23 protein-coding genes are annotated in these 26,696 nt (G+C 72.4%); 14 read left to right on the forward strand and 9 right to left on the reverse strand.

The genetic code is table 11. From position 1 onward, the window contains the following. Positions 1-25 precede the first annotated feature (25 nt). Positions 26-601 (forward strand): GNAT family N-acetyltransferase, encoded by a 576-nt coding sequence (locus tag DLJ58_RS19110; protein WP_244219024.1) that lies wholly within the window; start codon positions 26-28, stop codon positions 599-601. Positions 602-632: 31 nt separating this feature from the next. Here DLJ58_RS19110 and DLJ58_RS19115 read toward each other — a convergent pair whose 3' ends face one another. Beyond that, positions 633-1,658: a S66 peptidase family protein gene (locus tag DLJ58_RS19115; RefSeq protein WP_244219025.1), complete on the reverse strand. Its 1,026-nt coding sequence runs from the start codon at positions 1,656-1,658 to the stop codon at positions 633-635. Positions 1,659-2,059: 401 nt separating this feature from the next. On the opposite strand from DLJ58_RS19115, the gene DLJ58_RS19120 reads away from it, so the two are divergent. Continuing rightward, positions 2,060-2,446 carry a DUF2267 domain-containing protein gene (locus DLJ58_RS19120; RefSeq protein WP_158629610.1) on the forward strand — a complete coding sequence of 129 codons (387 nt, stop codon included), beginning with the start codon at positions 2,060-2,062 and terminating at the stop codon, positions 2,444-2,446. Between the two features lie 34 nt (positions 2,447-2,480). Here the strand turns inward: DLJ58_RS19120 and DLJ58_RS19125 are convergent, their stop codons facing one another. After that, the gene (locus DLJ58_RS19125; protein ID WP_124858304.1) at positions 2,481-3,959 is read right to left on the reverse strand and encodes a glutamate-cysteine ligase family protein; all 1,479 of its coding nucleotides are present in this window, start codon (positions 3,957-3,959) and stop codon (positions 2,481-2,483) included. Positions 3,960-4,112: 153 nt separating this feature from the next. Here DLJ58_RS19125 and DLJ58_RS19130 point away from each other — a divergent pair, with 153 nt between their 5' ends. Beyond that, entirely contained in the window at positions 4,113-4,451 is a 339-nt protein-coding gene (locus tag DLJ58_RS19130) for a DUF3817 domain-containing protein (RefSeq protein WP_124858346.1), read from the forward strand. 22 nt (positions 4,452-4,473) lie between these two features. Here DLJ58_RS19130 and DLJ58_RS19135 read toward each other — a convergent pair whose 3' ends face one another. Continuing rightward, positions 4,474-5,013 carry a hypothetical protein gene (locus tag DLJ58_RS19135; RefSeq protein ID WP_124858306.1) on the reverse strand — a complete coding sequence of 180 codons (540 nt, stop codon included), beginning with the start codon at positions 5,011-5,013 and terminating at the stop codon, positions 4,474-4,476. Positions 5,014-5,166: 153 nt separating this feature from the next. On the opposite strand from DLJ58_RS19135, the gene DLJ58_RS19140 reads away from it, so the two are divergent. The 3 genes from DLJ58_RS19140 to DLJ58_RS19150 are packed head-to-tail and all read left to right on the forward strand — an operon-like array spanning position 5,167 to position 9,176. Continuing rightward, positions 5,167-6,291 carry a baeRF2 domain-containing protein gene (locus tag DLJ58_RS19140; RefSeq protein ID WP_124858308.1) on the forward strand — a complete coding sequence of 375 codons (1,125 nt, stop codon included), beginning with the start codon at positions 5,167-5,169 and terminating at the stop codon, positions 6,289-6,291. Then, positions 6,284-8,038: a thiamine pyrophosphate-binding protein gene (locus tag DLJ58_RS19145; protein WP_124858310.1), complete on the forward strand. Its 1,755-nt coding sequence runs from the start codon at positions 6,284-6,286 to the stop codon at positions 8,036-8,038. The genes DLJ58_RS19140 and DLJ58_RS19145 overlap by 8 nt, the downstream gene beginning before the upstream one ends. A 49-nt stretch (positions 8,039-8,087) precedes the next feature. Next, entirely contained in the window at positions 8,088-9,176 is a 1,089-nt protein-coding gene (locus DLJ58_RS19150) for an iron-containing redox enzyme family protein (protein WP_124858312.1), read from the forward strand. A gap of 197 nt (positions 9,177-9,373) precedes the next feature. On the opposite strand, the gene DLJ58_RS19155 is transcribed toward DLJ58_RS19150, so the two are convergent. After that, positions 9,374-9,604 carry a CDGSH iron-sulfur domain-containing protein gene (locus tag DLJ58_RS19155; RefSeq protein ID WP_112587484.1) on the reverse strand — a complete coding sequence of 77 codons (231 nt, stop codon included), beginning with the start codon at positions 9,602-9,604 and terminating at the stop codon, positions 9,374-9,376. A gap of 145 nt (positions 9,605-9,749) precedes the next feature. Between DLJ58_RS19155 and DLJ58_RS19160 the strand changes: the two genes are divergently transcribed. Both DLJ58_RS19160 and DLJ58_RS19165 read left to right on the forward strand, forming a co-directional pair. Beyond that, on the forward strand, positions 9,750-11,192 hold the full coding sequence (locus DLJ58_RS19160; protein WP_244219026.1) for a hypothetical protein: 1,443 nt from the start codon (positions 9,750-9,752) through the stop codon (positions 11,190-11,192). A gap of 222 nt (positions 11,193-11,414) precedes the next feature. Continuing rightward, positions 11,415-12,563 (forward strand): SigB/SigF/SigG family RNA polymerase sigma factor, encoded by a 1,149-nt coding sequence (locus DLJ58_RS19165; protein WP_124858316.1) that lies wholly within the window; start codon positions 11,415-11,417, stop codon positions 12,561-12,563. Between the two features lie 64 nt (positions 12,564-12,627). Here the strand turns inward: DLJ58_RS19165 and ctaD are convergent, their stop codons facing one another. The 5 genes from ctaD to DLJ58_RS19190 all read right to left on the reverse strand — a co-directional run bounded on the left by ctaD (position 12,628) and on the right by DLJ58_RS19190 (position 18,343). Continuing rightward, the gene (gene ctaD, locus DLJ58_RS19170; RefSeq protein ID WP_124858318.1) at positions 12,628-14,619 is read right to left on the reverse strand and encodes an aa3-type cytochrome oxidase subunit I; all 1,992 of its coding nucleotides are present in this window, start codon (positions 14,617-14,619) and stop codon (positions 12,628-12,630) included. 124 nt (positions 14,620-14,743) lie between these two features. After that, a complete protein-coding gene (locus tag DLJ58_RS19175; RefSeq protein WP_124858320.1) occupies positions 14,744-15,472 on the reverse strand; it encodes an ATP-binding protein in 729 nt (242 codons plus the stop codon). 147 nt (positions 15,473-15,619) lie between these two features. Then, entirely contained in the window at positions 15,620-16,078 is a 459-nt protein-coding gene (locus DLJ58_RS19180; RefSeq protein WP_124858322.1) for a DUF4383 domain-containing protein, read from the reverse strand. Between the two features lie 85 nt (positions 16,079-16,163). Next, on the reverse strand, positions 16,164-17,330 hold the full coding sequence (locus DLJ58_RS19185; protein ID WP_124858324.1) for a glycosyltransferase: 1,167 nt from the start codon (positions 17,328-17,330) through the stop codon (positions 16,164-16,166). Then, the gene (locus DLJ58_RS19190; protein ID WP_124858326.1) at positions 17,327-18,343 is read right to left on the reverse strand and encodes a glucosyl-3-phosphoglycerate synthase; all 1,017 of its coding nucleotides are present in this window, start codon (positions 18,341-18,343) and stop codon (positions 17,327-17,329) included. The genes DLJ58_RS19185 and DLJ58_RS19190 overlap by 4 nt, the downstream gene beginning before the upstream one ends. A 195-nt stretch (positions 18,344-18,538) precedes the next feature. On the opposite strand from DLJ58_RS19190, the gene DLJ58_RS19195 reads away from it, so the two are divergent. The 6 genes from DLJ58_RS19195 (at position 18,539) to DLJ58_RS19220 (ending at position 26,569) form a co-directional block, all read left to right on the forward strand. Then, entirely contained in the window at positions 18,539-19,549 is a 1,011-nt protein-coding gene (locus DLJ58_RS19195; RefSeq protein WP_124858328.1) for a Gfo/Idh/MocA family protein, read from the forward strand. Next, positions 19,542-20,630: a zinc-dependent alcohol dehydrogenase gene (locus DLJ58_RS19200; RefSeq protein WP_124858330.1), complete on the forward strand. Its 1,089-nt coding sequence runs from the start codon at positions 19,542-19,544 to the stop codon at positions 20,628-20,630. The genes DLJ58_RS19195 and DLJ58_RS19200 overlap by 8 nt, the downstream gene beginning before the upstream one ends. Positions 20,631-20,671: 41 nt before the next feature. Then, complete coding sequence (locus DLJ58_RS19205; protein ID WP_124858332.1) at positions 20,672-22,480, forward strand: ABC transporter ATP-binding protein; 1,809 nt, start codon at positions 20,672-20,674, stop codon at positions 22,478-22,480. Between the two features lie 75 nt (positions 22,481-22,555). Next, entirely contained in the window at positions 22,556-24,847 is a 2,292-nt protein-coding gene (secA2, locus tag DLJ58_RS19210) for an accessory Sec system translocase SecA2 (RefSeq protein WP_124858334.1), read from the forward strand. A gap of 181 nt (positions 24,848-25,028) precedes the next feature. After that, positions 25,029-25,769, forward strand: coding sequence for a GAF and ANTAR domain-containing protein (locus DLJ58_RS19215; protein ID WP_124858336.1), 741 nt, complete (start codon positions 25,029-25,031; stop codon positions 25,767-25,769). Positions 25,770-26,083: 314 nt separating this feature from the next. Then, positions 26,084-26,569 (forward strand): DUF2231 domain-containing protein, encoded by a 486-nt coding sequence (locus DLJ58_RS19220; RefSeq protein WP_124858338.1) that lies wholly within the window; start codon positions 26,084-26,086, stop codon positions 26,567-26,569. Positions 26,570-26,696 lie beyond the last annotated feature (127 nt).

Raw genomic sequence — 26,696 nt, forward strand, 5'->3', positions numbered from 1 at the left:
GCTCTGCGCAAGCTAGCGTGTCGCCATGGAGAGTGGTGACATGTCGATGTCTGTCTCGGCCGATCTCACTGTCCGGCTACGGCCGGTTGCCGAGCCCGACCTGGCGATCTTCCGGCGGCTCCGCACCGAGCCGGGCCTGATCGGTCTGGACTGGGCCGGCTTCAGCGACGCCGGGGCGCCGGCACGGCGGTTCGCCGTCGACGGCTACCTCGGCGAGGACGACGGACGGCTCGTCGTGGAGGTCGAGCAGGAGCAGGCCGCCGCCGGCATCGTCAGCTACACCGCTGGGCGTTACGCCGGACGGGCGTCGTACTGGGAGATCGGCATCGTCCTGCTGCCGCAGTGGCGGGGGAGAGGCATCGGCTGGCGCGCCCAGGCGTTGCTCTGCGACTACCTCTTCCACCACAGCCCGGCCCAGCGCATCCAGGCCGGCACGCACCCGGAGAACATCGCCGAGCAACGGGCGTTGGAGAAAGCCGGCTTCCAACTCGAGGGCGTCGTACGGGCCAGCGAGTTTCGGGCTGGCCAGTGGCGCGACGGCTACCTGTACAGCCGGTTGCGCGACGACCCGTCCCCCTGGGACCAGACGCCGCAGGTCTGACCCCTGGGACCAGACGCCGCAGGTCTGAGCTCTAGGCCTGGCGCGGGCGGACCCCCGGCTCCACCGTCAGGGTCCCTGCCGTGGCGTCGATCGTGGCGCGCGAGCCCAGCGGCACGGTGAGCTGCCCGTCGCCGTGCCCCAGCCGTAGCCCGCCCAGGACCGGCACGCCAAGGTCGTACAGGCGGTCCTTGAGCACCGCCGCCGTGTCCCACTCGCCCGGTTCACCGACACTGTTGGTGATCTGCCCGATGACCACACCGGCGACCCTGCGCAACACGCCCACCCGGCGCAGCTCGGTCAGCATGCTGTCGATGCTGTACGGAGCCTCGTCCACGTCCTCGAAGAAGAGGATCGCGCCATCGAACTTCGGGGAGTCCTCCGCGCCGAGCGATGTCGAGATCAGCGTCAGGCAGCCGCCGAGCAGGGGCCCCGATGCCCGCCCCGGCACCACCACGGAAGCGGCTGTCTCGGCCGGATCCCGGGAGATCGTGACCGGTGCGGTGGTCATCACCGCCCTGCGGAGCGCCTCGGCCGACTCGGGGCCGGTACGGGCATCACTCCAGTTGACCATGGGGCCGTAGAAGGTGACCAGGCCCGTCTCGCGCCAGAGTTTGCCGTGGATGCTGGTGATGTCACTGAAACCGACGACCACCCGGGGATCCCGGCGCAGAACGGACACGTCGATCTGATCGACGATCCGCTGCGTGCCGTAACCACCTCGGGCGGCGAAGACGGCACGAACGCCCGGGTCGGTGAGCGCGGCGTTCAGGTCGGCCAGCCGCTGCGCGTCGGTGCCGGCCAGATAGCCGTATCTGGTGAAGACATGCCTGCCCAGCTCGACCTCCAGGCCCCAGCTCCGCAGGATCTCGATGCCACGGGCCATGTTCGTGGGGTCGGGCGCGCTGCCGGGCGACACGACCCGGACCCGGTCACCGGGTGCCAGCGCCGGTGCCCGCAGGACGCGCTTCGCACCGACCGGCGCGGCCTGCGCGGACGCGGCCTCCGCCGAGCCGACGAGCACCGCGCCACCGGCTGCCGCCGCTCCCATCCGCAGCATGTGTCGACGGGACAGGGGCACCCGCGCGGGCCCCTGGATCGCGGCTGGGTCTGTTCCAGAAGTGGCCACCGGCGTCCCCTCATCGTGATCAGACGATGCGTGCGAGCTGCCACAGCCTACGACAATCATCAATGCCAAGAGGGGTCCACAAGGGACAATGCCCGCCCGGGCGAACGCGCGGTGCCCCTGCACCAGCGGAAGCGCTCCAACACGGCCCGACCTGGCCCAGCTGGCAAAACGAGTGACGCCTGGTTCGCGACAGCTTGCGAGGCCCCGCCCACCGACGACGGGAAAGTCCGGGTCCGCGCGCGACTCCGTTTGTCGCCGCAGAGCCTGGGAACTCGCCCCGTTCGTCCGCAGGCAGGCCTGACGGCATGCCGACGAGACCGAAGGAGCGGGGCATGGAGTACGAGCAGATGATCGCCACGGTACGACAGCGCGCGGGCCTCGGTGAGAACGAAGCCGTGCGGTCCATACAGGCCGTCCTGTCGGTGCTCGGTGAACGGCTCGCCGGACAGGAGGCGGACAACCTGGCGGCGCAGCTACCGGAGCGGCTGAACGGGTCCGTCACCCGCAACCCGCAGGGCCGCCGGTGGGACGTCGGCGAGTTCCTGAAGAACGTCGGGGACCGCGAACAGGTCGCGAACGCGGACCACGTGCGTCAACACGCCCAGGCGGTGCTGCGTACCGTCGCCGAGGCGCTGAACGACGACGAGCGGAACGACCTGCTCGCCCAGCTCCCCGGCGGCATCATCGATCTCTTCGGTGTTCCCACCCCGCGAGGCTGAGCCCCGCGCCGATCGGGCCACCCGTCCGGTGTGCTCACGGGATCGGCCACTCGTGCACCGGCCGGTTGCTGTGCATCAGGTCGACGTAGTGTCGGACCACCTCGCGCAGCGCCTCCGGCCGGTCCAGGTGGTCGGCCGACTCCAACCGGTGCAGCGTCTCCACCTGCCAGGTCGCCCCGTTGCGGCCAGTCAGGCAGCGCTGCTCGATGATGCCGAGCAACCGGTCACGCTCGGCCGGGTCGAGCCCCCACCGGTCCAGGCCGTGATGCGCCACCGGCAGCAACCGGCGCAACACCAACTCGGTGACGGGCAGGTAACCGAGACCGGGCCAGAAGACCTGCGCGTCGATGCCGTGCCGGGCGCAACTGGTGAAGTTCTCCTCGGCCGCGCTGAACGACATCTGCGACCACAGTGGCCGGTCCGACTCGGCGAGGGCGCGCACCAACCCGAAGTAGAAGGCGCCGTTGGCGATGGTGTCCAGCACGGTCGGGCCGGCGGGCAGCACCCGATTTTCCACCCGCAGGTGCGGCCGGCCCCGTGACACGTCGTACACCGGGCGGTTCCACCGGTAGACGGTGCCGTTGTGCAGGCGCAACTCGGCCAGATTGGGCACCTCACCGGCCGCGAGGGCCTGCGCCGGATCCTCCGGATCGCAGACCGGCAGCAGCGCCGGGAAGTAACGCACGTTCTCCTCGAACAGGTCGAACACGCTGGTGATCCAGCGCTCGCCGAACCAGACTCGGGGGCGTACCCCCTGGGCTTTGATCTCTTCCGACCGGGTGTCGGTGGCCTGCTGGAAAAGCGGAATGCGGGTCTCGCGCCACAGCTCCCGGCCGAAGAACAGCGGTGAGTTCGCGCCGACCGCGACCTGGATGCCGGCCACCGCCTGGGCGGCGTTCCAGTAGTCGGCGAACTGGGCCGGGCTGACCTGAAGATGGAACTGGGTGCTGGTGCAGGCCGCCTCCGGGGTGATCGTGTCGGCGGTGACCGCCAAACGCTCCACCCCGCTGATGGCGATCGGCAGGTCCTCGCCGCGGGCCGCGAAGATCTGCTCGTTGAGCAGCTTGTAGCGGGGGTTGGCCGACAGCGTCTCGGCGGTCAGGTGCTCGGGCCGCAGCGTCGGCAGGATGCCGATCATGACCATGTGCGCGCCGATCGCCCGAGCCTTCACCTCGGCGGCGTTGAGGCTGGCCCGCACGTACTCCTCGAAGTCGGCGGTGCCGGTGCCGGTCAGCCGGCGCGGCGGGACGTTGATCTCCACGTTGAACTGGCCCAGCTCGGTCTGGAAGCTCGCGTCGGAGATAGCCGCCAGCACGTCGGCGTTGCGCATCGCCGGATTCGACGCCTCGTCGACCAGGTTCAGCTCGATCTCCACGCCGGTCATCGGCCGGTCGACGTCGAAGCGGGACTCGCGCAGCATCTCGGCGAAGACATCCAGGCAGCGGCGGACCTTGTCGCGGTACCGGGCTCGATCCTCTCGACTGAAGGTTCGTACGCCGACGTCCTCGCCCATGGTCACCACCCCGTCACCGCTGGTCCCCCTAACCTCGCACGTAATCGCCGGGCGGGGGAAGACCCGAGGACCCTTTCCTACCCAACTGCCCGCCCCGTTAGCCCAGCCAGAGCGGACCGATAGCATTGCGGGCCGAGAGGTGGTGGCGTGCGGATGCGCGAGAAGGTGACCCGGCTGTTCGTCGCGGCGGCGATCGCCGAGGCCTGCTCCTGGCTGGCCCTGCTGGTCGGCATGCTGGTCAAGTACGGTCCGCCGGACAACGAGCTGGGCGTCAAGATCTTCGGGCCGATCCACGGCGGCTTGTTCGTCGCGTACGCCCTGCTGGTGCTTGCCGTGGCCCGGCTGCACCGGTGGAGCCTGCTGGCCACGGCGGTGGCCCTGGCCAGCGCGGTGCCGCCGTTCGCCACCCTGGCCTTCGAGCGCTGGGCCCGCCGCCGGGGCATGCTCGGCGTCGACCGGCAACCGGCCCGCGAGCCCGCCCCGGTCGGCTGAACCACCGACCCGCCGGGGCCGGTCAGGTCAGCGCGGAGCAGGCCGCGACGCCGGCCAGCAGCAGCGTGCCCAGGAACGCCTGCAACAGCAGCGGCGGCCCGAGATGCGACCAGAGCGTCGCCGTACGCGGGGTCAGCAGCTGCCCGGTGGTGAGATTGACGATCCGTTCGATCCGGGGCGGCAGCTCCGGGTCGCGTTGCGGGCGCAGGGTGAGCTGCACCTGGTCTGCCGGGTGCAGGGCGCTCTGCGGCAACTGACCGTGCAGCTCCACCTCGCAGAGCTGACCGGCGGCGTTACGTAGCCGCACCGGGGTGACCAGGTATTCCGGACCCTGCTTCAGCTCCTTCCAGCGACGGCGGGTGCCGCCGCCGCCGAACGAGAAGAGCGAGCGCAGCAGCAGGGCGGGCAGCCGGGCGAAGGCCGCCGCCGCGAGCACCGCCACCAGCACCGGCTGACCGATACGCACCTCACGGGTGTAGCCGTCGAGCAGGCGGATCAGCCGCCCGGTGACGATTCGTTCCGTCGGGTGCACGATCCGTCGGGTATCGAGTCCGTTGTCCATTCCCCCACCACCGAGAGTCCGCTTGTGTTCACAGATCGTATCGACGTCCTCGGTTGAACGACGTGAATGAAACCTGGTCACGGGCTCACGGCCGCGAGGTGACATCCCCGGCGACCCGGGTAAGCGGGGGGCCGAGCTGGAAAGGGGTCGAGCATGCAGCTGTCCTTCCTGCGCCCGCTCTACGACCGTCCCGGGCCGTGGTGCTCGGTGTATCTGGACGCCTCCGCGGACACGGAGGACGCCCATCCCGCCTTGGATTTGCGCTGGCGTGCCCTGGAGCGCAGCCTGGCCGAACAGGGGGCGGACGAGGCGAACATCGCCGCGCTGGACCGGGTGGTCCGAGGTCATGATCCGATGGTCGGGGACTACGGCCTGGCGGTCTTCGCCAGTCACGGCCGGGTGGTGCTCTCCGACTACCTGTCCGCGCCGCCAGTGCGGGACCTGGCCCACGTGGGGCCGCTGCCGCACGTGATGCCGTTGCTCGCCCAACGCGGCGAGCAGGTGGCCTGGGTGCGCGTGCTGGCCGACCGCACCGGCGCGGACGCGATCGCCATCAGCGCCGGTGGGGTTCCCCGGAAGGCCCACGTCGTTGGTGGGGAGACCTTCCCGGTGCGCAAGCCGCAGCCCGGTGGCTGGTCTCAGGACATCTACCAGAAGGCCGCCATGGAGGCCTGGCACCGCAACGCCGGCGACGTCACCGCCGCGACCGTTGAGCTGGCCGAGAAGGTCGGCGCGGAGGTGGTGGTGGTGGCCGGCGACGTTCGGGCCACCGGCATGATCGCCGCCCAGATGCCCGAGCGCTGGCAGGACCTGATGGTCCGCACCGACGCCGGCTCCCGGGCCGCCGGCGCCGACCTCACATTGCTGGACGACCTCACCGTGCAGACCATCGCGGAGATCGCCGACCAGCGGATCAGCGCCGCGCTGGACAAGTTCGGCGTGCAGGAGGACGTGGGCGGCGGCCTCGACGCGGTCGTCTTGGCCCTGCAACGCAACCAGGTCGACACGATGATCATCGTGGACGACCCGTCGGCCAACGGTGAGCTGTGGATCGGCGCGCAACCCACCGAGATCGCCGTCGACCCGGGGCAGTTGGCCGCCATGTCGGTCGCCGACCCGCAGCGGGTACGCGCGGACGCGGCGCTGGTCCGAGCTCTCGTGGGCACCGACGCGGCCTTGACCGTGCTCGGCCCCGACGAGGCGCCCGACCTCACCGACGGCGTCGGCGCGGTACTGCGCTACGTCGACCCCAGCACACCGGGGCGCGGCAATGGTTGACCGAACGGTTGCGGACGTCGTGGTGGAGCGGCTCCTGGCCTGGCGGGTGCCCCGCGCCTTCGGGTACCCCGGCGAGGCGATCGCTCCACTGGTCGACGCGCTGGACCGCACCGGCGGTGAGCCGGCGTTCATCCCGGCCCGGCACGAGGAGACCGCCTCGTTCATGGCCACCGGGCACGCCAAGTTCACCGGCGGCATCGGGGTCTGCCTCGCCACCCAGGGCCCCAGCGCCGTCCAGCTGCTCAACGGCCTCTACGACGCCAAGCTGGACAGCAAGCCGGTGGTGGCCATCGTCGGGGAGGACATCTCCGGGCCGCTCGGCGGAGCGCACCAGGAGATCGGGCTGAGCCGGCTCTTCGGGGACGTGTGCAACCAGTTCGTCCGGTACGGCCGCAGCCCCGATGAGGTGGGAACGCTGCTGGACCAGGCGTTCCGTACGGCGGCGGCGACCCGCAGCCCGACGTGCGTGGTGCTGCCCCGACAGTTGCAGGAGGCGCTGGTGCCCGACCTGCAGTCGTACGGCGCCGGGGTGATCACGGCGACCCCGGGCGAACCGCTGGCCCGGGTCCTGCCGCACGAGGTGGACCTGGACGCCGCCGCGCAGCTGCTCGGCGGCGGCCAGCGGACCGCGATCCTGGTGGGCCAGGGTGGTCGGGACGCAGCCGCCGAGATCATCGAGATCGCCGACCGGCTGGGCGCCGGGGTCGCCACCTCGCTGCTCGGCAAGCCGGTGCTCGACGAGCGGCTGCCGTTCCACACCGGGGTGCTCGGCGAGGTCGGCACCCCGGCGGCGGCCGAGCTGATGGGTGGTTGCGACACGCTGCTGATGGTCGGCACCAACGACCCGTGGACCGACTACTTCCCCATGCCCGAGCAGGCGCGCACCGTGCAGATCGACATCGACGGCCGCCGGATCGGCACCCGCTACCCGGCCGACGTGCCGCTGGTCGGTGATGCCGCCGAAACGCTGCGGGCGCTGCTGAGCCGATTGCGCGGCCGGTCCGACCAGCAGTGGCGCGCCACCGTGGAGAGTTCGGTGGACCGCTGGCGGGAGGTCGCCGCCGAGCGCGCCGCAGCCGCCGCGGACCCGGTCAACCCGCAGCTCGTTCTGCAGGAGTTGTCCGCCCGGATGCCGGGCACCGGCGCGGTCGCCGTCGACGTCGGCTCGGTCCTCTACTGGTACGCCCGGCACCTCACCCTGCCACCGGGGGTCAACGCGCAGCTGTGCGGAACCCTCGGCTCGATGGGCTGCGCGCTGCCGTACGCGGTGGCGGCCAAGCTCGCCGCGCCCGACCAACCGGTGGTCGCGCTGGTCGGTGACGGGGCGATGCAGCTCAACGGGCTCGCCGAACTGATCACCGTCTCGCACCTCTGGCAGCAGTGGCGCGACCCGCGACTGGTGGTGCTGGTGCTCAACAACCGGGACCAGAACGGCATGGGTGGCGGGCGACAACTGTCGTCCGACCCGACCCGCCGCCGCCCCGACGTGCCGTACGCCGGGTGGGCCCGGCTGCTGGGGTTGCACGGGGTTCGGGTGGACCGTCCGGAGCTGGTCGGCGCGGCCTGGGACGAGGCCCTCGCCGCGGACCGCCCCTGCGTACTGGAGGCGGTCGTCGACCCGACGGTGTCCCTGGCGCCGCCGGAGCCCGCCTTCGCCGACCTGCGGGGCCTGTACGCCGACGGCGCTCCGGCCCGGAAGGTCCGCGAGCAGGTGGAGGTCAGCGCGAACGCCGACGACCTCGTTTAGCCACCTCGGACCAGGGCATGAGTAGCGGCCCGACGACGCTGGAGGTCCCATGTCCGAGCCCGCCGACCGCCGCTACGGTCCGGCGCCCCTGCCGATGGCACGGGGTCCGCTCTCCGCAGCGGCCGTGGAGGCTCTGCGGCGCTCGCCGCACGACCTGCCGGCCGATCTCGGCGTCGGCCTCTACCCGGCGGACCCGATCACCGACGAGGACCTGCAGCTGATGCTGTTCCTCTGCTACGAGCTGCACTACCGGGGCTGGCTCGGGGTGGACGAGTCGTGGGAGTGGCAGCCGACGCTACTGGCGCTGCGTGCCCGCTGCGAACGGGTCTTCGAGGCGGCGCTGCGGCGGCTGGTCGGCGTGCCGTCGGTGCCCGCCGCCGGGGTGGCGGCCGGCCTGGCCGAGCTGGTCGCGGCCGACGACGGTCCGGCGCTGGCCGCGATGCTGCAACGCCGCGCCGATCTCACCCAGTTCCGCGAGTTCGTCGCCCACCGCTCCGTCTACCACCTGCGAGAGGCGGACCCGCACAGCTGGGCGCTGCCCCGCCTCGGTGGCCCGGCCAAGGCCGCGCTCGTGGAGATCCAGTCCGACGAGTACGGCAACGGGCGGCTGGACCGGATGCACGCCGAGCTGTTCCGGAGCACCCTCGACCGGCTGGGCCTGGACACCGGTTACGGCGCCCACATCGACGTGGCGCCGGCGGTGACGTTGGCGACCAACAACCTGATGTCACTGTTCGGGCTGCACCGACGGTTGCGCGGCGCGCTGCTCGGGCACCTGGCCGCGTTCGAGATGACCTCCTCGCTGCCCAACCGTCGTTACGGCAACGGCCTGCGGCGGCTCGGCTTCGACGAGGTGGCCACCCACTTCTACGACGAGCACGTCGAGGCCGACGCGGTCCACGAGCAGATCGCCGCGCACGACATGTGCGGCGGCCTGGTCCGCGTCGAGCCGGCCCTCGCCCCCGATGTGCTCTTCGGCGCGGCGGCCGGGCTCGCGGTGGACCGGCTGTTCGCCGCGCACCTGCTGGACAGCTGGGCCGCCGGCCGCAGCTCGCTGCGCGCACCGGCCCCGCCGGCCGTGCCGCCCACGGTCTCGCTTGTCGCGTCGCCCGAGGTGGCCCCGCCCGCGTTCGTCTGATCCGAAGGGCTTGTCAGAGGGCGTGCCGCCCCCCGGTGGGGCCGTGCCGCCCCGGGTCCGCCCTTTGCTCTGCACCCGCCCACGCACCACACACGGTCCGTAACTGGCGCGTGGGCGGGTGCAGAGCAAAGGGGACGTGCCTCTGGTGCGGCCCCTCCGCGCCCTCTCGCTGCGTGACGCGACGCGACGACGTGGGGTCAGCCCTCGCGGGTGGTGCCCGCGCGGAAGTTGATCGCCTTGTGGGTGCCGTCGCAGAACGGCTTGAGCGCCGACTTGCCGCACCGGCACAACGCCACAGTGCCCCGCCGCGCGTCGATGCGCTCGCCGTCCGGGGTGACCAACGCGAAGTCGCCGCGGACCAGCAGCGGTCCGTCCTCGTACGGGGTGATCGTGGCGGCGGCTGGCTCGCTGGTGTCGTCGGTGCGCATGGCCCCGGAAGTGCCCGTCCTGGCCCTGGCGAAACCCGCGCCGCCGAACGCCGGTGATGACCGGGGCACCCCGCTGAGCAGCGGAATGTGCCGCCGGGAGGGTGATGCCCCGTTTGAACCCCATCGGGACGGGAAGCCGGGCCGCGTGGTGAGCGAACGAGGCAAGGTGGGGCCGGTGCACAAGGTGCACAAGGGGCTCACGGCCGATGGCGCCGGTCTCGCCGGCGACCGGGTCGTGGCCGCGGGCAGCTCCGCCCGGGTGCTGGTCGCCGCCACCGCCCGGGCACTGCGCGGGGTCGACTGTGCCGACCTCGGGCAGACCGGGCCGACGTCGCGGTTCCCCGGTGCCCCCGAGCCGGTACGCCGTGCCGCGGTCACCCGCGCCGCCGGCAAGGTCGCGCTCACCGTGGCCCAGATCGACGAGGTGGACGCCGCGAGGGTGGCCCGGTGGTTCGTCGACCAGTACCCCCGCCGGCGCTACCCCGGGGTGCTGATCGGATCTCCGCACGGCGCGGCCGCACACCTCGCGGTGGCCCTCGGCGTGCCGTGGCTGCCGGCGGGCTTCGAGATGACCGTGCATTGGTCCGACGGCGGGGTGGACCGCCCGGCGGACGCCGCGGAGCACGGCGCGGCACTCGCCACCCGGTTGCTCGCGGGCAACGCCGACCTGCACCTGCGCCAGGTGCACTGCCCGGCCAGCCATGGCGCGCTCGCCGGGGCGACCGTGTCGCTGACCGCCGCGTGGAGGGCCCTACCAGCCGCGTACGCGCGGTTCCTGGCCGACCGGCTGGTGCCGGGTGCCCCCGTGCTGCTGGTCCGCGACGCGCGCACCTGGCCGGTCCTGGAGCGCGGGCCGGGGCACAGCTTCCAGGTCGGCTGCCCTGGCAGTGGGCTGGACCCGGTGGACTTCCACCCGGACAGCCACGCGTTGCGGCAGGTGTTGCGCTCCGTCGGGGGCGACGCGACGCGGTGGGAGCCGCCGGAGGTGTCCGTGCCGTCGGCGTACGCCGAGCACGGCGTCGACTCGGGCTTCGAGTTGGCCGCGGGGGACTGGTCCACCCGGAATCAGCACCCGCTGCACCGGGTGTTGGTGCCCCGGCCGGCGGCGCTGAGCGCGGGCGTGGCCGACCTGTACCGGCGGTGGCTGCGGCGCGCCGGCAAGACCGGTGACCGGTTGGTGGTGGAATGCGGTCGACTGCTCGACCCGTGGCAGGTGGTGCGGGCGGGGCTGGTGCCGTACTGGTGTGAGAACGCCACCCGCCGCAGCGTCGACGAGGCCGAGTGGTGGCTGGCCGGCAGCGAGGCGTTCAGCTCGGTGGACGTGTTGCCCGAACCGCCCGGGGTGCGCTCACCCGCGCTGGCCGGGTTGCCGCAGTGGCTGGCCGTCGCCGGGTTCGGCCGACGGCGTCGGGCGTTGGACCGCACCACCGCGCGGGGTTACCCGGTCACCTCGGTGCCCACCCGCCGGGCCACCGAAGTGCTGCGCGCCCAGCCGTACGACCTGCCCGCGCCGCCCCCGCTGGGGGTCGCCGAGGCGCTGGCCGTGCTCCGCGACAGCGGCGGCCACCAGGGGTTGTTGGTCTCCTGAGACGGAGGACGCCGAAACATCCTCGCGAACCCGGGGTCCCGTGATTGAGTACCTACGGAGCGGGAACATCGCTGGCTGCGACGGCCTAATTGCGCTGCGTAGAGGCGGTGTCGCCCGCTGGCATCCCAGTCACTGACCCACTTTCCGGCCCGGTGCGTGGCTCGACCACGCGCACGACCGGTTTCCCGATCCGGGCGGGGGACCTTCCTGAGGGAGGCGCGGATGTTCGGACAGACGAGCACGACCACGACCACGACCCCACCACCACCCAGCGATCGCGGTCTGGAGGACCTCGACGCGGCGGCGATGGCGTACGCGGCCCGGATCGCCGGGCTGCCGCCGGAGCGGCGGGGGGAGGCCCGGGACGACCTGGTGCGCTTCGCGCTGCCGTTCGCCGGCCGGCTGGCCCGCCGGTACCGGGGACGGGGGGAGCCGCTGGAGGACCTGGAGCAGGTGGCCCGGCTGGGCCTGGTCAACGCCGTCGACCGCTATGACCCCGAACGGGGCTCGTTCACCGCGTACGCCGCGATCACCATCGTGGGCGAGATCAAACGGCACTTCCGGGACCGTACCTGGGGCGTGCACGTGCCCCGCCGGCTGCGGGACCTGATCCTCGAGGTGGGGCAGGCCACCGCCGCACTCACCAGCGAACTGTCCCGGGCCCCGTCGGTGGCCGAGCTGTCGGCCCGGCTGGAGACCCCGGAGGAGGAGATCCTCGCCGCCCTGGAGTCGGCGGCCGGCTACAGCCCGGCCTCACTGAACGCGCCGGTGGGTGGGGAGAGCTCCGCCGAGTTCGGGGACCTGGTCGGCGAGTCGGACAACGCGTTGGAGTCGGTCGACGACCGGGTGACGGTGAGCGGCCTGCTGCACCGACTGCCCTGGCGTGAGCGACGGATCCTCGCGATGCGCTTCTACGGCAACCAGACCCAGGCTGAGATCGCCGCCCGGTTCGGCATCTCGCAGATGCACGTGTCCCGGCTGCTGTCGCGGGCGCTCACCTGGCTGCGCCAGGCGATGCTCGCCGACGCGCCGCCGCCGTGGCAGAACGGAGCCGCCGAACCCGACCCGGGCAAGACCCGGATCTCGGTCAAGCAGAACGGCGACTCGGTGGTGGTCGAGGTCGGCGGCGAGATCGACCGCGACGGCGCGGACCAGCTGCGCCGGGCCATGCTGGAGGCGGTCACCGGCCAGCCCAGCGAGGTGGTCGTCGACCTGGTCGGCGCGGGTGGCTTCGACGCCGGTGGGATCGCCGCCCTCATGGCCGGTCGGGACGCGGCGGAGCGGACCGGGGTGCCGCTGCGGCTGACCCGGGTCCAACCCGCGGTACGCCGTTCGCTCACCGCCGCCGGCCTGGCGCCGGCCCGGGACTGACGCACACGGACAAGCGAAGGGCCGACACCCCGCTGGGTGTCGGCCCTTCTGCGCGTACCCCTGGTCAGTGCTCTTCGGGGTTGCCGTCGCTGTGCGGGTGCCGCCAGCGCTCGTGCGGCTTCGGCGCGTCCTCGGCGTCCTGCGGCGGGTCGCTCTGCTCGAAGCTCGGCCGGCGGACGCCCTCGGGCTCCGGTACGTCCACCGGGCGGGCGCCGGAGCGCGGCGCCGGCTGGTAGTCGACCGCGTCGCGTGCGCCGTGCGCGCCCTCGGCGGACGGCGACTCCGGGGCGTGGTGCTCCATCCGGAACTCCTCGGCGAGGTGCTGTGGCGGCTTGGTGACGCGCTGCGGCAGGTCGCGGCCCAGATCGGCGACGAGGGGGCCGTACTTCAGGTCGAACGCCGGACGTTCGGAGCGGATCCGGGGCATCCGGTCGAAGTTACGCAGGGGCGGCGGGCAGCTGGTGGCCCATTCGAGGGAGTTGCCGAAGCCCCAGGGGTCGTCCACCGTCACCATCGCCCCGTACCGCCAGGACTTCCAGGCGTTGTAGATGAAGAACAGGGTGGACAGGCCGAGGATGAACGAGAAGATCGTGGAGATGGTGTTCAGGGTGGTGAAGCCGTCGGTGGGCAGGTAGTCGGCGTACCGGCGTGGCATGCCCTCGTTGCCCAGCCAGTGGTGCACGAGGAAGGTGCCGTGGAAGCCGATGAACATGGTCCAGAAGTGCGCCTTGCCGAGCCGCTCGTCGAGCAGCCGCCCGGTCATCTTCGGCCACCAGAAGTAGTAGCCGCCGAACAGGGCGAAGACCACGGTGCCGAACACCACGTAGTGGAAGTGCGCCACCACGAAGTAGCTGTCGTGGGTGTGCCAGTCGACCGGCGGGCTGGCCAGCAGGACGCCGGTGAGGCCACCGAGCAGGAAGGTGACCAGGAAGCCGATGGCGAACAGCATCGGCGTCTCGAAGGTGAGCTGACCCTTCCACATGGTGCCGATCCAGTTGAAGAACTTCACACCGGTGGGCACCGCGATCAGGTAGCTCAGGATGCTGAAGAACGGCAGCAGCACCTGGCCGGTGGCGAACATGTGGTGCGCCCAGACCGTCATCGACAGCACGGTGATGGCGATGGTGGCCAGCACGATCCCGGTGTAGCCGAAGAGCGGCTTGCGGGAGAAGACCGGGATGATCTCGGTGATGATGCCGAAGAACGGCAACGCGATGATGTACACCTCGGGGTGGCCGAAGAACCAGAACAGGTGCTGCCAGAGCATGGGGCCGCCGGTGGCCGCGTCGTACACGTGCGCGTTGAGCAACCGGTCGGCGGAGAGCGCCAGCAGCGCGGCGGCCAGCAGCGGGAAGACGAGGATCACCAGCACGCTGGTGAACAGCATGTTCCAGGTGAAGATCGGCATTCGGAACATGGTCATGCCGGGGGCGCGCAGGGTCAGGATCGTGGTGATCAGGTTGACCGCACCGAGGATGGTGCCGAGCCCGGAGACGACCAGGCCGAGCACCCACATGTTCGCGCCCACTCCGGGGCTGTTCTCGACACTGCTCAGTGGGGTGTACGCGGTCCAGCCGAAGTCCGCCGACCCCTGCGGGGTGAGGAAGCCGCCGACCACCATCAGCCCGCCGAAGAGGTAAAGCCAGTAGGCGAGCGCGTTGAGGCGGGGGAACGACACGTCCGGCGCGCCGATCTGGATCGGCACGATGTAGTTGGCGAACCCGAACGCCGCGGGCGTGGCGAAGAGCAGCAGCATCACCGCGCCGTGCGAGGTGAAGAGCTGGTTGTACTGCTCCGGGGACAGGATCTGCATCCCCGGGCGGGCCAGTTCGGCCCGCATCACCATCGCCTCCAGGCCGGCCAACAAGAAGAAGGCGAAGGAGGTCAGCAGATACAGCAGGCCGATCTGCTTGTGGTCGGTCGTGGCGAGGAACTTGATCAACGAGCTGCCGGGAACCGGTGCGCGTACCGGTCCCGGGAAGCCCCCGAAGCGGGCCGGTGCCAGGATCGCCGGGCCCCGATCTCGACCGGGTTCTGTGGTTACCCGCTTGGGCATGGCTGCTCACCCCGTCGTGACGGCAGAAAGGACGGGCGTGCTCTACCCACCCTCACACCATGTAACCAGCCAATGACGGTAATTTCGGGCAGATCGCCAGGACCGGTGCAAGCACCTCGAACGCTCAGGTTGCTGGCAGCATCGCCCAGACGGCCTTGCCCTGACCGGCCGGCACGCTGCCCCACCGCTGGGTCAGCTCCCGGACCAGCATCAATCCTCGCCCACCCTCGGCGTACAGGTCCGTCCCGCCCGCACGGGCCTGGGCGCTGCTGCCGTCCACCACCGCCAGGTGCAGGTACGGCCGGCGCAGGGTCACCGTCACCTGCATCGGCGTGCCGGCGTGGCGCACCACGTTGCCCACCAGTTCGCTGAGCACCAACGCCGCCGGCCCGGCCGCGTCGGGCAGGTTCCACCGCGCGCACGCGTCGGTGACCAGCTCCCGGGCCCGCCGGCAGGCCCCGGCCACCGGCTCCAACCGGGCCCGCATCCGCAGCGTGGACGTCGTGCCGGCCAACCGGGTCGCCTCCGCGCAGTCCGCGGACACCGGGAGCACCCGGCACGTGGTCGACTCGGCCAGCCATCGTGCGGCGATCGGCGACGGGGAGCAGAGCAGCACCGGCACCGCCGGCCACTCCTCGGCCCGGCGGGCGGTCGCGGCGAAAACGGACAGCGCCAACCGGTCCTCCACGCTCACCCCGGCCATGTCGACCACCAGCGCCTCCGGCTGGTCGACCAGCGCGTCGCTGAGCGCCCGGTGCACCGAGCGCATCGTGCCGAGGTGCAGCGGACCGGTGAGTCGGACGACCGCCACCGGTGCCGTGGTACGCACCTCGCAGGTGATCCCGCTCGACATCGGCGCCTCAATTCGCTGCTGGGTCGGGATCTGCCAACTACCCGAGGCCCTTCCCGCTCAAACCGGACCGACGGCGGGGCGAGGCAGGTCACGCCCCGCGCCCCCAGGTCAGCGACGGAGCCGGCGGGTCAGGCCGGGGGTCGGCGGTCAGCGACGGGGCCGGCCGGTCAGGATGCCCAGTGCGATCATGCCGACGCCGAGCCCCAGGTGCAGCCAGTCGTCGGCGTCGTTGACCGGCAGCACGTTCGCCCCGGTGTCGTGGTCCACCGCCAGCCCGTAGAGCCAGAGCACCAGGTAGACCGCGCCGCCGCCGATCAGGAACGCCCGAGCGCCGGTGACCGTCCGGGCCAACAGCAGACCCGCCACCCCGTACGCCAGGTGCACCAGATTGTGCAGCACCGACACCTGGAAGACGCCGAACAGGTACGCGCCCGAGTCGTGGCCGGCGAAGCGCAGCGCGTCCATGCCGGTGGTGATCCCCGGCACGAAGCCGAGCACGCCGACCAGCAGGAACAGCACCCCCACCGTCGCCGCCGCGCGACGGACCGGCGGTTTGCCGTCGGCCGGGTTGGGTCGGGCCCGGGAGTGCGCCATCGGTCCGACCATTCCCGGCTCCTCGTCGCGCGGCGGGCATGAGCGCTGCCGGCTACCCGCTGGCGCGACCGGCAAACCGGGCCGGCCCCGCTGGCGGTCAGGCCGGCAGCAACCTCGGCGCGCTCGCGGACTGCCGGACCCGCTCGTACAGCTCGACGTAGCGCTGCGCCATCACCGCGGGCGTGAAGCGCTGCGCGGCCACCCGCCGGCACTCGTCGGGGTCGAGCAACTCGGCGGCGAGGACGAGGTCAGCCAACTCCTCCTCGTCGGCGGTGAGCAGCCCGGTACGGCCGTGCTCGATCAGCTCCGGCAGGCAACCCCGAGCGGTGGCCACCACCGGCGTACCCAGGGCGAGCGATTCGACGACCGCCGTGCCGCCCGGCTCCTCCCACCGCAGCGGGAACAGCGACGCGCGGGCGCTGGCGAGCAGGTCGTCGCGCTCCTGGCCGGCGACGGTGCCGACCCAGCGGACCAGGTCACCGTCGACGTGCGGCGCCACCTCGTCGAGGAAGAATCGCACGTCCGGGTTCTGCCGGGCCTCGTCGCCGGCGGCGGCCAGGTCGGCCGGCCGGTGGTACGGGCCGACGGGGCCGGCCAGCACCAGCGGAATACCGACCCGGTGCGCGAGTCGGGCACCCACGTCCTGCCCCTTGCCCGGGTTGATCCGGCCGAGGATGAGCAGGTGCTCGCCCTTGTCCGGTCGGGGCCGCCGGTCGGCGTCGACGGCGAGCGGCGTGGACAGGTGCACGTGCCCCACCGAGTGCTCGCGCAGCGCCAGCGGGGCGCGGGCCAGCTGCGACGCGGAGACGCCGTTGACCCGGACCCGGTCGCCGCCGTCCAGGGTGCCGTAGAGCGCCGGGTGCTTGGCCAGGTCCCAGTGCAGGGTGTGCAGGGTCGGCGGTCCGGCCGGCCCCATCGCGGCGAGGGTGGCCAGCCCGACCGCCTCGACGTGATCGTGCACCAGGTCGATGTCGTCGCGGGAGTGCAGCTCCCGGACCACGCCGGCCAGGTGCGCCTGGGCGATCCCGCAGACCTGGTTGTACGGCCGCTGCAATGCGGCGAACTGCCCGTCGGGGAAGACCGAGATCTGCTCGTCCACCGGCAGGGTGCTGCTGCCCACCGAGGCGAGCACCACCCGTACGCCGAGTCGCCGCAGCTCCGGCACCAGCGTGGCGATGACGTTCTCGATGCCGCCGTAGCCGGGCGGTGGCACCGACAGCCACGGGCCGGCGTTCATCAGCACCGTGAGACTCCTCGCGCTCATGCGGCGGCCACCCGGCGGCGGGGCACCCGGTGGCGCAGTTCGGCCAACGGTGGGCGCTCCTCGATGGACACGTCGCTGACCACGATCTCGCGGTCCAGGTTCGGCAGGGTGTCCGAACCACCGCGACGGAACTGGGTCAGCAACGCCTCCGGCGCGAATCCGGGGGTCGCCCAGCCGCGCCGTTGCAGCCGGGACCACGCGGTCAACATGATCTGCGCGGACATCCGGCCCAGGGCCGCGGTGTCCTGGTGGCGGTGCTTGCGCTCACCGAGGTCGACCTGCGCCAGCGCGTCCAGGCCGACCAGGTCGAGCAGGTCGATCATCATGGCCGTCTCCACCCCGTACCCGGAGACGAACGGCACCTGGGCCAGCACGTCCCGGCGACCCGCGTACTCGCCTGCGAGCGGCTGCACGAAGCCGGCCAGCTCGGGCCAGAAGAGGTTGAGCAGCGGTCGGGCCATCAACTCGGTCACCCGGCCCCCGCCGTCCTGCTCCACGCTGGCGGTGCCCACCAGAGGTCGGTGGTAGAAGCCCTTCACGAAGTCGACCGACGGGTCGGTCAACAGCGGGCCGAGCAGCCCGCTCACGAAGTGCGGCCGGAACTCCCGCAGGTCGGCGTCGATGAACGCCACCACGTCTCCCTCTGCGGCGGCCAGCCCGGCCCAGAGCGCGTCGCCCTTGCCGGTGAGCCGGGGCAACCCCCGGGTCATCGCGTCCTGACTGACCACCTCCGCGCCAGCGGCACGGGCCACCTGCGCGGTGCGGTCCGTCGAGCGGGAGTCCACCACGATCAACTCGTCGACCAGGGCCACCCGATCCATCAGGTGCTCCCGGATGGTCGACACGATCGCGCCGACGGTGGCCTCCTCGTTGCGGGCCGGCAGCACCACGCTGACCCGGGTCTCACCCTTGGCACGCAACAGCCGACGGGCCGGCCAGTCCGCCGCAGCCGTCGTCCGGTACGTGGCCCACGCCTCCACCACCGGTGACACACTCGATGTCGTATCCCGCACGGGCACCCCCTCCGTTCGTGCGTGGAAAAACCAAAATTGGTTGTTCCCATTCCTCATCACGCGCTAACCGCATTCTGGGCAACAGCTTGATCACAGAGGTGACGACAATCCGTTCCCGGGGGATGAACGTTTGATTGCGCACAGCTCAGGGGACTGCTCCCAGCGCAGATGAAAAGCCTTCGAAGGGGTGTCGGAATGCGGAAATGCCGGGTGGGTCTGGTCGGAGCCGGTGGCGTGGCACAACGCCACGCGCGGGTCCTGGCCGGGTTCGACGACGTCGAGCTGGTCGGCGTCACGGACGTCGCGCCGGAGGCCGCGTCCGCGCTGGCCGAACAGCACGGCGGGCGGGCCTGCGCCGACGTCGCCGAGCTGCTGGCCGCCGAGCTGGACGCCGTGTACGTCTGCGTGCCACCGTTCGCGCACGGCCCCGCCGAGGAGGCGGTGATCGAGGCCGGGGTGCCGATGTTCGTGGAGAAGCCGGTCGCTGTCGACCTGAGCACCGCCGAGCGGATCGCCGAACTGGTCGCGCGGCGTGGGCTGCGCACCGCCGTCGGCCACCACTGGCGCTACCTGAGCGTGCTCGACCAGGCCCGCGACCTGCTCGCCGACCGGCCGGTGCGGATGGTCAGCGGCGCCTGGCTGGACAAGGTGCCGCCGGTGGCGTGGTGGTCGCGGCGGGACCGCTCCGGCGGCCCGGTGGTGGAGCAGGCCGCCCACGTGCTCGACCTGATCCGGGTTCTGGCCGGCGAGGTCACCGAGGTCACCGCGTACGGCAACGGCACCCCACCGCCGGTCGACGGCGCCGACATCGACTCGGTGACCACTGCCGCGCTGCGCTTCGCCGACGGCGCGGTCGGCACGCTCAGCGCCGCCTGCGTCCTCGGCTGGAAGCACCGCGCCGGCCTGGAGATCCTCGCCGACGGGCTGGCCCTGGCGATCACCGAGGACGGGCTGTCGATCCGCGACGCCGACGGCGAACGACACGTTCCCGCCGACCCGGAAGCCGCCCGGGTGGCGGTGGACCGCGCCTTCGTCGACGCCGTCCGCGGCATCGGCGACGACGTGCGCGTCCCGTACGCCGAGGCCCTCGCGACCCAGCGCCTGGCCCTCGCGCTGGCCGACTCGGCCCGTACCGGCGCCACCGTGCGGCTCGCCACCGCGACCGCGCCGACGGTGCTCGCCAACGGGGTGACCGTCGATGCGTGACAAGGTCGTGGTGGTCACCGGCCCCGGCCGGGTCGACCTCGTCGAGCAGGACGCCGCCCCGTTGCGCCCCGGCACGTTCCGGGTCGAGACGCTGTTCAGCGGTGTCTCCGCCGGCACCGAGCTGAGCTACGTCAAGGGCACGAACCCCTACCTGAACGTCACCTGGAACGCCGACCTGGGCCTGTTCCAGCCGGGCGCGGCCAGCACGCCCTACCCGGTGACCCGACTCGGCTACATGCAGGTCGGCCGGGTGGTGGAGAGCGAGACCTCGGCCATCGCGGTGGGCACGGTCGGCGCGATGACGTACGGGCACCGCACCGGCTGGCTGGCCGACCCGGTCGCCGAACGGTTCGTGGCGCTGCCCGACGACCTGGACCCGCTGCTCGGCGTCTACGTCGCGCACATGGGCCCGATCTGCGCGAACGGTCTGCTGCACGCCGCCGCCGATCTGCACGGCACCGACGTCCGAGCGCTCGGCGACGGGGTACGCGGCCGACGGGTCGCCGTCGTCGGCGCCGGTGTCGTGGCGCTGCTGACGGCGTTGTTCGCCCGGCGTAACGGTGCCGCGTCGGTGGTGGTGCTCGACCCCACCCCGCAACGCCGCCAGGTCGCCGAGGCCCTCGGTCTGGAGACCCTCGACCCCGACGCGGACGACCCGGCGGTGGTGCTCAAGACCCGTTGGGCGCACACCGCCGGCGACCGGGGCGCCGACGTGGTGTTCCAGTGCCGGGGGCAGGCGTGGGCGCTGCACCTCGCCCTGCGGCTGCTGCGGCCCCAGGGCACCGTCATCGACCTCGCCTTCTACCAGGGCGGCGCGGACGCGGTCCGCCTCGGTGAGGAGTTCCACCACAACGGGCTGTCGCTGCGCTGCGCCCAGATCGGCCGGGTGCCGCGCGGGCTCGCGCCAACCTGGGACCGCGAACGGCTCTCCGCCGAGACCGTCGACCTGCTCAGGACGTACGGCGACACCATCCGCAAGCACCTCGTCTCGGCGGTGGTGCCGTTCGACGAGGCGCCCGCCCTCCTCACCGACCTGGCCGACCGTCGCCGCCAGGAGCTTCAGGTGGTGCTCGCGACCTGACCCGCGTTCGCCGCGTGCCGGGGGCGGCTACCGTTCGCGACATGAGCACAGTGCAGGACCGGCCGGTTTCCGGCGACACCTTGACCGACCGGCCGGTCGGCGGCAGCCCCGGGGGCCGGTCGGTCGGCCTGGCCGCGTTGCTGCCGTACCTGCGGGAGCACCGCGGCACCCTGGTCGTGGTCGGCGCGCTGTCGCTGATCGGCTCGGCGGCGTCGCTGGCGCAGCCGCTGCTCACCCGGTCGGTCCTGGAGCGGATCGGCGCCGAGCAGGGCGTCTCCCAGTTGGTGGCGGTGCTGGTGGCTCTCGTGGTGCTCGGCGCGGCGATCGGCGGGCTGCGTGACTACCTGCTGCAACGCACCGCCGAAGGAGTGGTGCTGGGCACCCGGCGTCGGCTCGCCGGCCACCTGCTGCGGCTGCCCATCGCCGAGTACGACCGCCGACGCACCGGCGACCTGCTCTCCCGGGTCGGCTCGGACACCACGCTGCTGCGCGCGGTCGTCACCTCCGGGCTGTTCGAGACGGTCACCGGTGCGGTGACGGTGGTCGGCGCCGGCACGGCCATGGTGCTGCTCGACCCGCTGCTGTTCGGCGTCACCCTGCTCGGGGTGGCGCTGGGGCTGGCCTTCGCCGCCACCTTCGCCCGCCGGGTCCGGGCGCTGGCCCGGGTCGCCCAGGAGCGGATCGGCGAGATGACCTCGGCGGTGGAGCGGGCCATCTCGGCGGCCCGGACCATCCGGGCCAGCCGGGCCGAGACCCGGGAGACGGAGACCGTCACCGGCAGCGCGCGGGAGGCGTACGCGGCGGGGCTGCGGGTGGCCCGGGTGCAGGCGCTGGTCGGCCCGATCGGCTCGGTCACCGTGCAGGGCGCGTTCCTGCTGGTGCTCGGCATCGGAGGCGCGCGGGTCGCCGCCGGGGCGATCTCCGTCGGCGACCTGGTCGCGTTCGTCATGTACCTGTTCCTGCTGGCGCTGCCGTTGGGTCAGGTGCTGCGGGCGTACACCCAGTTGCAGTCCGGCCTGGGCGCCCTCCAGCGGATCGAGGAGATCCTCGCGGTGCCCGCGGAGGGCGCGGACGACCGCCCGGCTTCCGCCGCCGCGACGGCAACCCCGCGTCGCCCGACCCCGATGATCGAGTTCGACCGGGTGGGCTTCGGCTACCCGGGCGGCGAGCCGGTGCTGCACGAGGTCAGCTTCGCGGTCCCCGCCGGCACCCGGACCGCCCTGGTCGGTCCCTCCGGCGCCGGCAAGTCCACCCTGCTGGCCCTGGTCGAGCGCTTCTACGAGGTGAGCGCCGGCGCGGTCCGACTCGACGGCACCGACGTACGGGACCTGCCCCGCGACGCGCTGCGGGCCCGGCTCGGCTACGTCGAGCAGGAGGCTCCCGTGCTGGCCGGCACGCTGCGGGAGAACCTGCTGATCACCACCCCGGACGCCACCGACGACCGGTTGCGCGACGTCCTCGACGAGGTCAACCTGGGCCACCTGGCGCAGCGCACCCCGCTGGGCCTCGACGTGCAGGTGGGGGAGGGTGGCGTGCTGCTCTCCGGAGGTGAGCGGCAGCGGCTGGCCATCGCCCGCGCGCTGCTCGCCGGCCCGCCGGTGCTGCTGCTCGACGAGCCGACCAGCAACCTGGACTCCCGCAACGAGGTCGCGCTGCGCCGCGCCATCGACGCCGTGGCCGTCCGGCGGACCCTGTTGATCGTGGCGCACCGGCTGGCCACCGTGGTCGACGCCGACCAGATCGTCGTCCTCGACGGCGGCCGGGTGGTGGCCGTGGGCACCCACGCCGAACTGACCGCCACCGACCCGCTGTACCGGGAACTCGCCAGCCACCAGCTGCTGGTCGGCTGACCGCGCACCAGGAAGGCCAACTTGCCGGGCGGCCGGGCCGCGCGCGCCGCCCGGAATCGCGTACCGTTGCCGCTCATGGGTGTGTCGCAACGGTTCAAGAGCAAGTTCCGGCGGTTCCTCCAGCGCCCCGGCTCGACCGTGGATCTTGCTCCGCTGGAGAAACTGCTCCCGGCGATCGAGGCGCGCGAGGCTGAGCTCACCGCGCTCGACGACGCCGAGCTGACCGCGGCCGCGGGTGCCGCCGCTGGTTACGAGGAGATCTGCGCCGTCGGCCGTGAGGCCGCCCGCCGTGGCCTCGACCAGCGGCCGTACGACGTGCAGCTGCTCGGCGCGATGTCGCTGCTCTCCGGCAAGGTCGCCGAGATGGCCACCGGTGAGGGCAAGACACTGACCGCCACGATCGCCGCGTACGGGCACGTCCGGCTCGGCAACGGCCCGGTGCACGTGCTCACCATCAACGACTACCTGGCCCGCCGCGACGCCCAGTGGATGGAGCCGGTCTACACCCTGCTCGGCCTCACCGTCGGCTGGGTCAACGAGGCCTCCACCCCGCAGGAGCGGCGCGACGCGTACGCCTGCGACGTCACCTACGTCTCGGTCAGCGAGGCGGGCTTCGACTACCTGCGCGACCAGCTGGTCACCGACGTGGAAGACCGGGTGCAGCCCGCGTTGACCACCGCCATCGTCGACGAGGCCGACTCGATCATGATCGACGAGGCCCGGGTGCCGATGGTCCTGGCCGGCGCGGTGCCGGGCGAGCAGGACCCGGTGCACGCCGCCGCCGCGCTCGTTCGTGGCCTGCGCAAGGGCAAGCACTACACGGTCGCCGAGGACGGGCGCAGCGTGGCGTTCACCTCCGCCGGCCTGGCCGCCATGGAGGCCAAGCTCGGCATCGACCTGTACGACGAGGAGCACGTCGCGCAGCTCTCCGCGGTCAACGTGGCGCTGCACGCGCACGCCCTGCTGCACCGTGACGTGGATTACATCGTCCGGGACGGCTCCGTCGAGCTGGTCGACGAGATGCGCGGCCGGGTGGCCCAGCGCCGCCGCTGGCCGGACGGTCTCCAGGCCGCGGTCGAGGCCAAGGAAGGGCTGGACGCCACCGCCGAGGGCGAGGTGCTCGGCACCATCGCCATGCAGGCGTACATCGCGCTCTACCCGAAGGTGTGCGGGATGACCGCCACCGCGGTGCTCGTCGGCGACCAACTGCGGGAGTTCTTCAGCCTCGAGGTCGCGGTGATCCCGCCGAACACCCCGTGCATCCGCGAGGACGAGCCGGACCGCATCTACGCCACCCGGGCGGAGAAGGACGAGGCGCTCGTCGACGAGATCCAGCGCGCGCACGCCAAGGGGCGGCCGGTGCTGATCGGCACCCTGGACGTCAAGGAGTCCGAGGGGCTCGCCGCCGGGCTGAACGCCGCCGGGGTGCCGTGCGTCGTACTGAACGCCAAGAACGACGACGAAGAGGCCGCGATCATCGCCGAGGCCGGCGCGTACGGCGCGGTGACGGTGTCCACCCAGATGGCCGGCCGTGGCGTCGACATCCGCCTCGGCGGCAGCGACCAGACCGACCAGGAGCGGGTCGCCGAGCTGGGCGGGCTCTACGTGATCGGCAGCGGCCGGCACGACAGCCGCCGGGTGGACGACCAGTTGCGCGGTCGGGCCGGCCGGCAGGGCGACCCCGGTGGTTCGGTCTTCTTCGTCAGCCTGGAGGACGACCTCGTCGTCCGGCACGCCTCCGACTCGGTGCCGGCCTCACCGCGGATGAACGCCGACGGCCTGGTCACCGACGAGCAGGTCGACTACGCGGTGGAGCACGCCCAGCGGGTCGCCGAGGGCGTCAACCACGAGATCCACCGCAACACCTGGCGCTACAGCGTCGTCATCGAGCAGCAGCGCAAGGCCCTCGCCGCGCGCCGGGAGCGGCTGCTGACCAGCGACGTGGCCGCGGTGATGCTGCTGGAGAAGGAGCCCGAGAAGGCCGGCGAGATGGACGAGGACCTGCTCGCCCGTGCCGCCCGGTCGATCGCGCTCTACCACCTGGACCGGCTCTGGGCCGAGCACCTGGCCGAGCTGTCGGAGGTCCGCGAGGGCGTGCACCTGCGTGCGCTGGGCCGGCTCGACCCGCTGGACGAGTTCCACCGGGCCGCGGTGCCGGCGTTCAACGACCTGATCCCGGAGATCGAGGCCCGCACCATCGCCACCTTCACCGAGACCGAATTCGATGAGGACTGGCAGCCCGACGACGGCACCCTGGTCCGGCCCACCGCCACCTGGACGTACCTGGTGCACGACAACCCGTTCGGGTCCGAGCTCGATCGTCTGATCGCGTCGATCGGGCGGCGGCTCAGCGGCGCCTCGCGCTGACGTACCGACCGTCGGGGCTCCGACCGCGCCTCCGCGCGCGACCGGGGCCCCGATTTACGCCGTTTCGACCCAGGTTTCCCAGGGTAGTAGGGCTGGTCGGTCGAGTCGGGAGAGAGCAGACGATGACACAGGTGACGATGCGTACCGGGCAGGCACGGGACGGCACGGAGGCTGCGAACCGGTGAACCTCGACACGCGGGAACCGGTGGTGCACACCCTCGGCGTCCTGGAAGCAGCCGCCCTGTTACGGGAGCTGACCGCCGGGCTGATCGCTCTGACCGACTTTGACGAGGCGCTGCTGGCCCTGGTCCGGGTCACCCGGGACGCCGTCGCCGGGGTGCGCTGGTGCGGGTTCACCGCCCTGCGGGCCGGCGAGCCGGCCGGGGTGGCCGCCTCTGACGAGGGGCTGGCCGGGCTGGACGACCTGCGACACGGGCCGGACACACCGGCGATGAGCGCGGTCCACCGCCGCGAGATGATCCTCGCCGCCGACCTGACCGGTGAGCTCCGCTGGCCGGCCTGGACGGCGCACGCCCGCGACCTCGGCGTACGCGGTGTGATCTCCGCACCGGTCGACATCGACGACCAGGTCATCGGGGCGATCAACCTGTACGCCGCCGCGCCGGACCTGCTGACCCCGCAACACCAGTTGACCGCCATGCTGCTCGCCGAACACGCCGGTCTGCTGCTCGCCGCCGTCCGCGACCGCGGCCGGCAGATGACCCTCGCCGGGGAACGGGACGCCTCACTCCTGCACGACGGGGTGGTGGGCCAGGCCGTCGGTGTGATCATGACGCAGCGCGGATGCCCGCCGGCCGAGGCCCTCGACGTGCTGCGGACGGCCGCCTCGTCGCTGGACATTCCGCTGCGCGAGGTGGCCGAGCGCCTTGTCCGGACGGTCTCCCGCCAACGCGACAACTGACCCCGGCCGCTAGGGCCGCGTGGATCGCGGCGGCCGCTGGGGTCGCGTGGGCCGCGGGTCGCGTCGGCCGCTGGGGTCGCGTCGGCGGTGTGATCCACTCGGGTTCCTGGAAATCGCGGTGTCACGGGTCGGCGGACGCCCCGACTTCCTGAAACCCGAGTCGATCAGCCGGCGGTCTGGCCGTCCGGCCTCGGCGGGCGCGGCCACGGTGCCCGTTCTCCCTGTCGGCGGCGAGTCGGGCGGCATCGTTTCGCCTCGACCGGCCCCGGGTAGCACTCTGGTCAGGTGAGCTGCGCCGACCTGGGGGAGGACCGATGCAGAGCAGGCTGCGGGTGCAGGGGCACCCGATCCAACCGATGCTGGTGACGTTCCCGCTCGGGCTCTTCGTCAGCGCCACCGTCTTCGACCTCACCGACGTGATCGGGGGGCCCGCGTTTCTCGGCGAGGTCGGCTACTGGACCAGCGTCGCCGCCCTCGTCGCCGCCGCGCTGACCGCCGTGGCCGGCATGGTCGACCTGTGGGACGTGCCGGGCGACCGTACCCGCCGCACCGCCGTCGCCTTCAACCTGGTGAACGCGGTGATGGCCGCCATGTTCCTGCTCACCTGCCTGGTCCGGTCACACTCCCCGCAGCGCGGCGCGTCCGCCGCGATCCTGGTCACCGAACTGGTCGCGTTGGCCGTCGGCGGGGTCGGCGTGCACCTGGGCGCCCGGCTGATGCGTCAGTTCGACAGCGGCCGCGCCGAGTCCGGCAGCCTGGACGCGCTGGCTGGCTCCACCGGCGAGATCGCCCGCCCCTGACCCGCCCTGCCGGCGGGTCGGGTCAGCGGGCCCGCTCGGTGGGGTGCGGTCAGGGCCGAGTCCAGATGGTCCAGTCAGTGGGGCCTGCTCGGCCGGTGGGGTCAGAGACTGTCCCTTATACACATCT

Origin of the sequence: Micromonospora arida, assembly GCF_003857035.1 — a bacterium.
In the GTDB taxonomy this organism is placed as follows: domain Bacteria; phylum Actinomycetota; class Actinomycetes; order Mycobacteriales; family Micromonosporaceae; genus Micromonospora; species Micromonospora arida.